At 37.1% G+C, this 12242-nt stretch carries 16 protein-coding genes; all 16 read left to right on the top strand.

Annotated features, from left to right (window positions below; all coding sequences use genetic code 11):
• The first annotated feature begins 1 nt into the window (after position 1).
• Positions 2-1504 (top strand): phage portal protein, encoded by a 1503-nt coding sequence (locus FDO66_RS09615; protein WP_141432425.1) that lies wholly within the window; start codon positions 2-4, stop codon positions 1502-1504.
• A 35-nt stretch (positions 1505-1539) separates the two neighbouring features.
• Positions 1540-1815 carry a hypothetical protein gene (locus FDO66_RS09610; protein ID WP_141432424.1) on the top strand — a complete coding sequence of 92 codons (276 nt, stop codon included), beginning with the start codon at positions 1540-1542 and terminating at the stop codon, positions 1813-1815.
• A gap of 65 nt (positions 1816-1880) precedes the next feature.
• Positions 1881-2921 (top strand): phage minor capsid protein, encoded by a 1041-nt coding sequence (locus FDO66_RS09605; RefSeq protein WP_141432423.1) that lies wholly within the window; start codon positions 1881-1883, stop codon positions 2919-2921.
• Between the two features lie 167 nt (positions 2922-3088).
• Positions 3089-3808 carry a scaffolding protein gene (locus FDO66_RS09600; protein ID WP_141432422.1) on the top strand — a complete coding sequence of 240 codons (720 nt, stop codon included), beginning with the start codon at positions 3089-3091 and terminating at the stop codon, positions 3806-3808.
• A 21-nt stretch (positions 3809-3829) separates the two neighbouring features.
• Positions 3830-4204 (top strand): head decoration protein, encoded by a 375-nt coding sequence (locus FDO66_RS09595; RefSeq protein ID WP_141432421.1) that lies wholly within the window; start codon positions 3830-3832, stop codon positions 4202-4204.
• A gap of 64 nt (positions 4205-4268) precedes the next feature.
• A complete protein-coding gene (locus FDO66_RS09590; RefSeq protein WP_141432420.1) occupies positions 4269-5342 on the top strand; it encodes a major capsid protein in 1074 nt (357 codons plus the stop codon).
• A gap of 63 nt (positions 5343-5405) precedes the next feature.
• Positions 5406-5564 carry a DUF7210 family protein gene (locus FDO66_RS20815; protein ID WP_181444513.1) on the top strand — a complete coding sequence of 53 codons (159 nt, stop codon included), beginning with the start codon at positions 5406-5408 and terminating at the stop codon, positions 5562-5564.
• Positions 5565-5573: 9 nt separating this feature from the next.
• A complete protein-coding gene (locus FDO66_RS09585; protein WP_141432419.1) occupies positions 5574-5936 on the top strand; it encodes a hypothetical protein in 363 nt (120 codons plus the stop codon).
• Positions 5933-6250 carry a hypothetical protein gene (locus FDO66_RS09580; protein WP_141432418.1) on the top strand — a complete coding sequence of 106 codons (318 nt, stop codon included), beginning with the start codon at positions 5933-5935 and terminating at the stop codon, positions 6248-6250. Before FDO66_RS09585 ends, FDO66_RS09580 begins: the two co-directional genes overlap by 4 nt.
• Entirely contained in the window at positions 6243-6692 is a 450-nt protein-coding gene (locus tag FDO66_RS09575) for an HK97 gp10 family phage protein (RefSeq protein WP_141432417.1), read from the top strand. The genes FDO66_RS09580 and FDO66_RS09575 overlap by 8 nt, the downstream gene beginning before the upstream one ends.
• 14 nt (positions 6693-6706) lie before the next feature.
• The gene (locus FDO66_RS09570; RefSeq protein ID WP_141432416.1) at positions 6707-7108 is read left to right on the top strand and encodes a minor capsid protein; all 402 of its coding nucleotides are present in this window, start codon (positions 6707-6709) and stop codon (positions 7106-7108) included.
• Positions 7109-7125: 17 nt separating this feature from the next.
• On the top strand, positions 7126-7662 hold the full coding sequence (locus FDO66_RS09565; RefSeq protein ID WP_141432415.1) for a hypothetical protein: 537 nt from the start codon (positions 7126-7128) through the stop codon (positions 7660-7662).
• 57 nt (positions 7663-7719) lie between these two features.
• Positions 7720-8097, top strand: a complete 378-nt coding sequence (locus FDO66_RS09560; RefSeq protein ID WP_258535683.1) for a hypothetical protein — start codon at positions 7720-7722, stop codon at positions 8095-8097.
• A 32-nt stretch (positions 8098-8129) separates the two neighbouring features.
• Positions 8130-8414: a hypothetical protein gene (locus tag FDO66_RS09555; RefSeq protein WP_141432414.1), complete on the top strand. Its 285-nt coding sequence runs from the start codon at positions 8130-8132 to the stop codon at positions 8412-8414.
• Positions 8415-8438: 24 nt separating this feature from the next.
• Positions 8439-11405 carry a phage tail tape measure protein gene (locus tag FDO66_RS09550; protein WP_141432413.1) on the top strand — a complete coding sequence of 989 codons (2967 nt, stop codon included), beginning with the start codon at positions 8439-8441 and terminating at the stop codon, positions 11403-11405.
• Positions 11402-12235: a phage tail family protein gene (locus tag FDO66_RS09545; RefSeq protein ID WP_258535682.1), complete on the top strand. Its 834-nt coding sequence runs from the start codon at positions 11402-11404 to the stop codon at positions 12233-12235. Before FDO66_RS09550 ends, FDO66_RS09545 begins: the two co-directional genes overlap by 4 nt.
• Positions 12236-12242: the final 7 nt, after the last annotated feature.

Raw genomic sequence — 12242 nt, 5'->3', positions numbered from 1 at the left:
CATGCCAATTGAATACCTTAAGCAAAAATTTCCTCCAGCTCCATTCGATGAGGAAATAGATCAAATCTATTATTATCGAGATCTATACGATGGTAATCACGAAAATATTTTCCCTCGAGCTGCTGAACTTGCAAAAGAAACGCAAGTTACAAGATATTTAAGGAGGCCGCGACAAGCTTATTTGAGAAAGAAGGTTGTAGAAAAAGCATCACAGCATCATTACGTAGTAGTGAACTTTGCTTCTCTTATCGCTGAGCTTTCAGCTGATCTGATTAACCGTGCACTTGGCAATATTTCTGCAGATACTGAAGAAGATAACGAGCTGCTTTCTTTTATTCAAACCGTTAATCAAGTTTCTAAAACAAAAGAAAAAATATGGGCAGCTGTCGTTCAACATCAGGTGGATGGTGGGGTAGCTTTTCGAATAAGAAGAGACGCTAAAGGTACCTGGTTTGAATGGAAACCAGCAGACCTTTATTTTGAACATGAGGATGAACTTGGTGCTGATATCGCATGGATTGAGAAAAAAGGCGAAAATAAATATCTACGTGTTGAGAGGCAGCGTTTAGATAATGATCAATTGCAAATTTCGCAATTGGTTTTTTCATTTCAAGGTGAAACTATTGATAAAGAATTAGATATAAAGGAATATGCTTCGAGGTATAGACTAGTTATTCCAGAAGATCAGGTATTAAGTAATATTAACGAGCTCATGTGCGGGTATATTCCGAACGATGAAACATTACTAAATTCTCGCGGCCGTTCTGGGCTAAGAAACATTGATGCCATTCAAGAAGAGATAAACTGGACCATTACTCGAGATTCCATCGTCTTTGAAAAGCATGGGAAACCTAAGTTAGCTATTCCCAGAGCTTTATGGGATACAGTTGCTAATAAAAACAAAAATTATTATGGTGAACGATTCGTAAGGAATGCTGATCTTGAAGTGGTAAGCTATGATGAAAATAAAGGGGCAGTTCCAATGTACATTACTTGGGATGCTCAAACAGAACAGTCTTTTAAACATGTTGAAAGATTGATTGATTACATGATGGCTGTTTCTAAAACATCACCACAGGCTGCTGGTATTGGCACAGATGATGGAGCACGTTCAGCAATTGCTATTCTTTATGAATGGATACAGTCAGTCATTAAAGCTGATGCGATCAAGGATAAATTTGACGCAGCCATAAAAGAGGCTAATCGGAAATGTATTATTTTAGAAAATAGCTTAGGTGGTACTAATTTTAAGATTGTCTCACCAATCATTGAATGGGATGATATGCTTCCAAAAGCAGATTCGGAACGTGATTCAGAGGAAGCAGACAAATACGAAAAAGGCGTACAATCACTTGAAACAACAGTTCGGAACCTTCACCCTACATGGTCTGAAAAAGCGATTATGGATGAAGTTAAAAAGATTCAAGAAGCAGAATCTATGAATAGCTTCTCACCTACTTATGTTCAACCACCTAAAACGAATATTGGTAAAAGTAGTGAATAGTAGTTTACACTTGAAATAAAAAGGGGTGAGTGGTTTTGGCTGAGGAAGGTATTAAAGCAAACTGTGATGGATGTAAACTGGAGTTTGAAATTAAAATGCAGACAGAAATTATTGAAAATAATGTTGAGAAAAACTACTTTATCTGCCCTCATTGCAATAAAGAATACATCTCATTTTGTATCAATCAGAGTATTCGTAAGAAGCAATCTGATTTGAAAATGCTTTGGCGAGAATTACAAACTGCAACCACAGTGAAGAAACACCATAAAATCCATTCAAAAATTGAATTATTACAAAAAACTATAAAGTAAGAAATGCAAGACTTAAAATCCTCCATCGTCATTCATTAGAGTGGCTTTTTTAGTAGGTGCAGAAAATGACCAAAATTGAAAAGCTAATTCAGTTATATTTAGAAGCTGGTGAAGAACTTTTGCAACAGATTCGCAGTTTAGAAGACGGTACGAAAAGAAGCCGAAAACAAGCCATTCTAAGACAAATTACTGCTATCATAGCTAAATTGCAGATGGAAAGTTTAGAGTTAGGCACTCAAATTATTGAAGAGTCCTATTTGGAAGGTTCAGAAGTAACAGTTGAAGAATTAGTGCAGCAAGGTTTTGAGGAAGTTGCGACTAAATTAACATCCGTTATTCATGAACAAGCAGTTCAAGCGATCATGGATGATGTTTTCTACCGAATACTTGAAGCGACTGAGCATATGGAACAAGATGCGAAAAACCGAGTAGAAGAAGCAGTTAGAAGAGCAAATGAACAGTCTTTAGTACAAGGCATTTCACGTCGGCAAGCTACAAAACAAGCTATTGCTGAACTAGCTAATAAGGGCATCACAGGGATTGTTTATAAAAATGGTACTGAAATGCCTGCTGAAAAATACATGGCTAATGTTATTCAATATCATCAGAGAAAGGCACATGTAGATGGTGCTATTAATCGCATGATTGATAACAATCAAGATCTTGTTTATGTCAATCTAGTTGGGATTACTTGCGAAATGTGCGCTAAGTACCAAGGAAGAGTTTACAGCATTAGTGGTAAAGATAGTCGATTTCCTAAGTTAACTCAACGACCACCATTTCATGGCCATTGTGTCCATAATGCAACACCTTGGGTAGAGGAATACCATGATGAGGATGAAATAGAGCAAGCTTTGAAAGACTCAAACCTTCCTTTTACCGATAATCGGACTGAGCAGAACATTAAAAAATATGAGCAACTCCAAAAAGAAAAATCACAGAAAAACGAAACGAGAAAGCAATGGATTCGTTATAAGTCTAGGATGCCTGATCTTCCTGATTTAAGGACATTTGCTAGTCATAAAGCTAGAAATACAAAGCAATATCAGGAATGGATGGAAGATTACCGTAAATTTAATTTAGAAATCAAGAAAAGTAATAGTTAACACTCATTGAGTGTTTTTTATTTTGCCTATTTAGGCTGAAAGGTATGGTGATCAAATTAATATCTCGCATCCATGCGTTAAATGGCACTTGCCTTTTTACGTGCATGAAGGCTTAAAAGAACATCACGGAAATAGCCTACTATAGGCTTTAAAAATAGGAGGAAATCATGAAAACATTCTATAAACATATTCGTTTATTATTCATTTCAATATGGCTACTCTTTGCCAAATTAATACCTAAAAAAGAGGAGCAGAGGGAATTTTCTTCCTTCTTGCCGTTTGATCTACAATTCTTTTCTGCTGATCCACCTGCAGACCCACCGGCCGATCCTCCTACAGATCCGCCAAAAACATTTAACCAAGATGATGTTAATAAAATCGTTCAGGACAGGGTTTCTCGAGCTGAAAAGAAAGCACAAAAGGAATTGGCTAAACAATTAGGTTTTGATTCCGTAGAAGCGATGACAGCTGCTTTTAACAAAGACAAGCCAAATGATAAGAAAGATGAAATTCCGCCTGTCGATGTTGATGCTGTTGTTGAAGCTAAACTTAAAGAAGAGCGCGATAAAACGTTCAAAAGATTACTAAACTCCGAGGTTAAGTTACAGGCGAAAGAACTCGGTTTCGCAGATTGGGAGGATGCTTTAGCACTTGCTGATTTATCCAAAATAAAAGAGGATGACAAAGGCAACATTGTTGGTGTTAAGGAAGCTCTTGAAGAATTAGGAAAGAAAAAACCTCACTTATTGAAGAATACTTCAAATGGTCAATTTGGGGCTCCTATTCCTAATAACCAACAACAGAAAAAAGAATCATTGGAGAATATCAAAAAGATGGCTGCCAACCGTGGTACACAGCAATCGTCCACATATAACCCTTGGTCATAATAATAAAAGGAGGAATGATTCATGCGTTTACAACCGATTCAATCATTTGAAGTGCAAGATTCTTATGAAATCCTTGCAAGCTATGAAGTCATTCGTGAAGTAGTAAATGGAATTACAATTGACTCAACTGCTGTTGCTGCAGATGGGGATGGTAAGAAAATATTAAAAAAAGGTCAACCTGTTTCAAAAATGGCAAGTGGAAGGTATGTGCCGTATAACGCAGGTGGATCTGATGGTAGTGAAAATCCTTCTGTTCTCTTGAAACATACGATTGATGTAACAGATGGTGATGTAGTCACTGGAGGATATGAAGTAGCAAAAGTCATTACTGAGCGTATTCCCATCACTGTTGATGCCACACTTAAAGGTAAAATGCCTAATATAGTTTTTGCGTAAGCCATCCTGACCATTAACAGGGAGGTTTTTCTATTAATAATAATTAATGAAAGGATGATAATAAATGCCTCCAGAATTATTGGGTTTAGAACAAGCGTTATCTGGTGAAGAATTAATCATTTATACTCGAAATCTAGCACTACCAAACAATTATTTACATGAATTGCTATTTCCTGCTCGTGAGACATCTGAATTAACAATTGATATTGTTCGCGAAGGTTCTCGTCTACCGGTAATGGCACAAATCGCGGAACTTGGTACACAAGTTGAATACGGCAGCCGTGAAGGAATGACAGGAGAACGTATCTCTATTCCTAAGATTCAACGTGGTCGAGCAATGGATGAAAAATTAGTCCGTATCTTGCTTCAAGGTGCATTAAGAAACAATGAGGTTGCTGAACTTCGTCGTACACAATTAAATGATGCTGATTATGCTGTAGATGCCATTAGAGCGCGTAAAGAATGGATTGCGATGCAAGCTATTACAACAGGAGCTGTAACTTATGCAGAAGCAGGAGCTCCACCAATTACAGTTAACTTCGGATATACAAATGATCAAAAACCCGTACTTAGTGGAACTGATCTTTGGAGTGATACAACGAATTCCAATCCACTAGATGACATTATGGGGTGGGTTAATACCTTTGCAGATAAAGGGATTATGTTGCCGAGGGCTCTTGCATCACGTCAAATAATTTCTTATTTGTTACAAAATAAGAACATTCGAATTGCTTACCATGGTGATCCATCTGGTTCGGCTAACCCACCACAACTGAATAAATCGCAACTTGACGAATTATTTACTTCACAGGGACTTCCTAAAGTCGTTGCCTATGATACTCAAGCTCGTGTTGAAAATAAGGCCCTTTCAAGTGGAAAACTTGCATTTACGAATGTACGTATGACTCCTCAAAACCGTTTTGTCATGCTTCCGGACGGGGCATTAGGCCATTATCTATGGGCTGAATCAACAGAGGAAATGATGAGTGATATTCAAGCCGAAAGAACAGATTCAAATGGTATCTATGTATTCCGTAAAGTGAATGAACATCCGATTCGTGTTGAGACAATTGGAGTGAACCTTGCTTTCCCTTCATTTGGTCTAAACGATTCAGTAGTGTCAGCAACTGTTATTTAAATTATAAGGGTGTCAACTTAAATGTTGATTCCCTTTTCACTTTGATTTGAAAGGATGACAGAGATGGAATTAAAAGTCCTAACTAATATCAAACATAACAGTAAATGGTATAAACCTAATGAAGAAATTAAGAAAGTAAAAAAAGAAGATGGAGATCGTTTGATCGAACTTGGTGCTGCTGAGGAAATTATTAAACCTCAGGTTTCCCCACCTGCAGAGTAGGTGAAAAACATGACGACATTAGAAGAGGTTGAGGTATGGATTCAATCAAATGTCTTAGATTCTAAAGCTTGGGATGATTCAACCAAAAAAGAGATTGCTATTAAGCAAGCATCCCGTAATTTATCTCGATGGTATCCGGAAATTGAACTTACTGATGAAATAGTAGCATACCAGTCTATCTGGGAGCTTCAAGGGCTAGATCCTGCTCTCAAGCTTCAAAAACAAGGCGTTAAGTCTGTAAGTGAAGGTTTAGACCGAATTGATTATTTAGAGAGAGATAAAGTTGCCCCTGATGTTCGTGAGATATTGGGTTCACCAGCATATGAGCTAATCGAAGAAACCGTAATCCTTGAAGGTGGAAGCTTGATATGAGTCTTTTTGGATATCCAGCAAATATCACTCATTTTTCTGCCATTATTGATACTTGGAATCGTGTAACAGGTTATAATTCCATATCAAAGAAAGCAAAGGTCGTTGAGGAGCAAAAGCTCGTCAAAAATGACAAAGGTGAAGATGTGGTCAGTATTGGAGAAATCCATCTCGAAGGACCACAAGTGATCAAAACTCAAGACTACTTTTTATATACTAATGCGTTAGGAAAAGAGATTCTTTATGATATAAAACACATTGAGATTAAAAAGAACATGGGTACTGATGATGTAAAAAAGGTCGTTATTTATGGGTAGTCGTGAGATATTTTCTATCGATGGTATTGGCGCAATGATTAGTCGTCTTGATCAAATCGAGAGGGAAATGGAGCAAAGGATTGATCAAACACTTACGCGATTGGCTGAAAAAGTCATTGAGGATGCCAAAAAATTAGCTCCTGTTGCACCGGGAAGTGGTGATTTAGAAGCTTCACTCCATGTAGGAGAAGTAAAAACTATGATAAAAAGCAAATACATTGATTTCGGTGTAAGTTCAGAAGTTGACCATTATGCAACTGTTCAACACGAAGGATTTCGTAAAACAGAAGATGGAAGAGTAATTTATATGTCTCCTGGTCCTGTCACAGGGTCAAAACCTTCATACAAAGGATACACTCCTGGAAAAAAATATCTCGAAAATGCAATTGTGATTAACGAACGCCTCATTATTGATGAGTTACGTAATGCCCTTGCTATTTAAGTTGAGGTGATAACATGAGAGGAAAAGAATTGATCGATTTTTTAGTATCAGAAGGATTCAACGTATTCCCTGACGCAAATTTTATGCCTGATGTAGATGAGAGCCAATTGCCGGCTCTTTTTGTTTTTGGTTCAGGTGGCAGTGAGTCAGATAATGATTTGCCAATTGAATTTCCATCCTTTCAAGTAATTGTGAAGGGGAAAAATTACAAGACGGACCCTTTACAAATGGATTCAACAGAACAGTTAGCTATAAGTTTGATCAAGTTTTTAGATAAAAAGAAACACTATGAAATTGGTAATAATCTAGTGTATTTCAGCAAGGCCATGCAGAGTAATCCGATTCCGATTGGATTAGATACATTGGATAGACCAGTATTTTCTACTAATTTTCGATTTAAACTACAATCTTTTTAAGAAAGGAGTTATAAAACATGACAGTAATTAATGTCCCAATTGGGCCTGCCATAGTGGAATTTGGTGAAACGACTCCGACTATATTTGACATCACAAAGGGCGGAATTGTTTTTAGTGCGAATTTCACTAAGCAAGATATTACAGTTGATCAGTTTGGAGACACACCTGTTAAATCTATTTTAAAAGGTGGAACGTGCCAATTAGTCGTACCTTTTGCTTTGCATGATTTAAAAAAATTAGGTGTAGTAACACCTGGTAGTGTATATGCAGAGGATGCTACAGATCCTCAAAATGTTAAAAAGCGGTTAAATGTATATGCTAAAGCTGGCATTGATTTAGTTAAAAATGCTAAAAAAGTGGTCGTGAAGCCTACATCTGAAGGAACGACTCCTAATGACTACATCACAATTCCTCTAGGCGGCCCTTTACCAGAAGTACAATGGACGTATAATTCCGATAATGAACGTGTTTGCAATATCACGTTTGCTGGTTATCCAGATGACACAGGTTTGCTTTATTTCCTAGGAGATGAGGCTGTTGTTATTCCTGCTTAATAATACAAGAGAGGGCGCTTAAAAAGGTGCTCTCTTTTTGTTCATGGAGGACTCAAAATGTTAAAAATGCTAAAAAGTGCTGTAAAGAATGAAAACGCAGTTTTTCTTGGGAAAAAACAAGTTGATATACCAAAGTTAACACCTAATTTATGGAGAAAATTATTCGGTACTTTAGACAAGTTACCAGGTCTTATCGTGCAAGTATTGCTTGCTCCAAAAGAAGATTTTTATTCTTATGTTTTATCTGCATGTGACATAGCTTTGGATGAAGTAGTAGCGATTGTATCCGTGCTGTCAGGAATTGATAGGGACTACATTGCCGAAAATGCTGGATTAGATGAAATTGTTCAATATCTAGTCAAAACAGCTAAGAATAATAATTTGAATAATGTCGTAAAAAACGTAAAAAGCCTTCTACCGAAACAACAAAAGTAGAAGGCACTTTTATTTCCATAGATGAGTTTCTTTTGCAAGCTGCTTTTAAATTAGGGGTTTCACAAATAGCAATTGAAACCGAATATTACATGGTTGATCTACCTGTTCTTTTAGAAAAAAAGGCAAAGGAACATAACGATAAAGTTCTTGAAAAAGTGATGATTCAATTAGCTACGAATCGACGATCGTTAGAAGAAGAAGAGTTTAATAAATTTATGAAACAACTAACCTCTGAATTAAATCTAAATCAATCCTTTTCTCGTGAAAAAATGGAAGAGCTACGCATGATGACCAATTTAGGAGCCAACAAAACTTGATAGAAAGGAGGTAATCAAAAAATAATGGCCACGGATCTTGGTGAATTAAGGGCAAGGTTAACGCTCGAATCACAGCAATTCCAACAACGGATGGAAGATACAAGAAATCATTTGCAACATGCAGGCCGATCAGCAAACGACGTAAATATCCGTTTTCAATCATTAAATTCGTCATTACAAACCATTGGGATATCTTCAGAACAAATTGACAAGATCAACAAACAAATTAGAAGAGCTAATCCACAAATACTTCAGCAAATGTTAGCAGATGTAAGAACTGAGCTTGAAGGATTAGGGATGGATAGCAGTGAAATTGAGAAAATCACTGCTGAAATTGAGCGAGCTGAGAGTGGGACCAAGTCATTCGAAGAATCGTTAACAGATATACAAACTGCGGCAGCTGGTGTTGGTGCAGCTGTTGTTGCGGCCATCGGTGTAAGTGTAAAAACAGCCATGGATTTCGAAGCGCAAATGAGCCGTGTAAAAGCCATATCGGGTGCAACGGATGATGAATTTAAAGATCTTGAGAATTCTGCTCTTAGTTTAGGGGCTACTACTTCTAAATCAGCATCAGAAGTTGCTGTTGGTTTTGAAGAGATGGCAGCGATGGGATTTAATGCTAATGAAATCATATCAGCCATGCCAGGGGTTATTGCTGCAGCTGAAGCATCAGGTGCCGATTTATCTAAAACTTCTCAAGTTGTTGCATCAACCCTTAATATTTTTTCGTTAGAAGCTAGTAAAGCAAGTAAAGTAGCAGATATCTTGGCTAAAACAGCAAATATTTCAGCTGCTGATATCACGGATATGCAATATGCACTGAAATATGCTGGTCCTCCTGCAGCTGCACTTGGAATAAGTCTTGAAGAATTGGCAGCTTCGATCGGGGTAATGACGAATGCGGGAATGGAAGGAGAGCAAGCAGGTACAACGTTACGTGCTACGTTACTTTCTCTTTTAAATCCATCTGATGAAAACTCAAAGATGATGAAGAAAATGGGCATTGCGATAACGGATTCAAAAGGGAACTTTGTAGGCCTATCAAAATTAGTGGACAACCTTAGGAAGTCCATGGAAGGGCAAACAGAGACTCAACAAGCAGCCACGTTGGCAAGTCTTGTTGGAACTGAAGCTGTTTCGGGTATGCTTTCCCTTATGAAAGCAGGACCTCAAACCATAGATGAATTAACAAATTCTCTAAAAGATAGTGCTGGTGCGTCCAAAGCAGCTGCAGATGTAATGAAAGACAATTTAAAAGGAGCCTATGACGAACTAAATGGGGCCCTTGAAACGATTGGAATAAAACTAGGGAAAGAGTTTCTTCCGTTTTTAACAGACATTACTAAACTAGGTGCAAATGCTGTTAGTACGATTGCAGAAATGGATATGTCTACAGTCAATGCTGGGATTGCTTTTGCAGGTGCTTCTTCGGCCATTGCTCTTACAATTTCTACAATTAGTAAGCTTGCGATCGCAGTAAAAGGTTTAATGTTTTCTATGGGTCCTGGTGGATGGCTGATAGTAGGTATCTCTTTACTTGGTGGTGCTATAGCAAGTACTATTGTACATCAGAGGGAAATGGAAGAGGTTTCGTTAGAACGTCTTGTTACTGCACAAAAAGAAATAGAATCTCTCAATTCGATGACATCTAGATACGATGAATTGAAAAATAAAATGAGCCTTACAACCTATGAACTTGGTCGTTATCTTGATATTAATAACGAGATTAAGCAAACAGTTGATCCAAATACTATTACTAAATTGAAAGACGAACAAGATAAACTTCTTGAAAAGTCAGGATTGACAAACGTAGAGTTTGCGGAATTTCTAGAATTGAACGACAAAATAATAGAGAAGGTTCCAGAATCAAATATTGTTCTATCAGATCAAGGGAAAATAATGTTGGAGAATACAGATGCAGCTAAAAAACTGACACAAGAGAAGGTTGAACAACTAAGGCTTGATCTTGAAGCTGCAAAGGCAGCAGCAGAAGCGAATATGCAAGAAAATCTTGAAAAAAGAAAACAAATTCAGGGAGATTTGAATCAGCTTTCAGAAGAAAGAAATAGCATTGAAAAAGAACTAAAGGATCAAATTGATCTTGTTGCGGAAAGAGAAGCTGAAATTCGTACTGCAAAAGACAAAGGAAATAATGAAGAAGCATTTATATTAGATCGTATAACTGTCAAAGAACGTTTAAAATTACAAGAGCTTCGTGATCAGTACGCTCAAAATCTAGAGAATATTAAGGCAAAAGGTGAAGAAGCTGCTAAGATTGATGAAGAGATAGGCAAACTAGATGCAGTTAACCAAAAAATGGTTGACTTGGAACTTCGCCAAGTTGGTCTGACTGCTAAAAAGGGTGAAGCGTTAAATGTTATTGATGCAGAAATAGAAAAACTTGAAGAGCAGAAAAGGAATCTCGAAGCTAGTACACCTGCCGCCGCAAGGACAACCCAAGAATACCAAGCGGCCGTTGGAGCCATCCAATCACAAATAGACAGACTTCAAGGAGCTAAAACAAAAGTACAGGAGATCACAAATGAAGGACGCACTATGAACAGTGTGTTAGGAGCATCTATTACTAAAACGGTAAATGTGGTCCAAACTCCTACGCGTGCAATAGTCAATAGAATAAATAGAGGAACCTATCATACTGGTGGGATCGTAGGTCATGGTCAAATGCCTATGCTTCATACAGGTGGATTAGCTTCTCAATTTATGAATTCACCCATGCATAATGAGGTCGATGTCCGCTTACTTCGGAATGAATGGGTTATAACAGAAGCGCAACAAGCAAATCTTTTTAGAATGATCGATGCTGGATTTGTTAAGCCAAATCAAAATGAATCTCCAAGATCGTATAGTCAGCAAGTTACCAACTTTATAACCGTAGAAGGGTCAATGGATAAAGATTTATATGATGAAATTATGACTAAACAACAGCTGGAATTTGAAAACGAGCTCATCAAAGCGGGGGTGAAATCGTGATCAAAACGTTAGATAATTTTAAGATCGTTACAAAAGACGGGAAAATCTTTGATATGGCCAATGATTTTGGTGTTTTAGTAAAAAAGCTAACGATCTTTTCACCAAAACCGCAAATTTACACCGAAACTTCAGATAATATAAATGGATCTATACGATTAGGAAAAACATGGGGAGAACGTAAGATAATTGCTGAATGCTCCTCATTTGCAGTGGATAGTTATGATTATGCCCTTCTTCGAAATAAACTTTTTCAGATCTTTATGATATTAGATGAATTTTATTTAATTGTTGATTCTGAACCTGGTAAACGTTGGCTTGTGGAAGTAAGTGATGAATGGGATCCATCTAAAATCGGGACTTACAGTGATTTCATGCTAAATTTTATTAGCCATAGTTCATTTTCCGAATCTATTGGAACTACATTAGATCCTCTTACATTCGATGCAGAACTTTGGCAAATCGGTCAAGGATTATTAGCAGATGATTTAATATACAAGCTTAATACAAATACATTCAAGATTTATAACGCTGGTGATGAGACTATTGATCCAGAAAAATTTCCTTTGATTATTAAATATCAAGGAGAGTCAAATAATCTACAAATCAAGAACCTTACTACACTCAACACCTGGACATATAATGGATCAACAGCAGCTGGAGAATCTATTGAAATAAATCGTACTCGATCTCTTAAAAATGGTATAGTCCCTGTTTTTGGAGATACAAACCGAAAATTAATAAAATTAGCTCCAGGTTGGAATGATTTCGAATTAGTAGGAGCTGTAGGGAGCTTTGAAATCTCTTTCGATTTTCGGTTTTATTATTTTTAAGATCGTA

It is taken from the genome of Bacillus sp. 03113 (assembly GCF_006546985.1).
Lineage (GTDB): Bacteria > Bacillota > Bacilli > Bacillales > Cytobacillaceae > VATK01.
The sequence above is the reverse complement of the archived record's forward strand: the minus strand, read 5'-3'. Positions and strand labels throughout refer to the sequence as shown.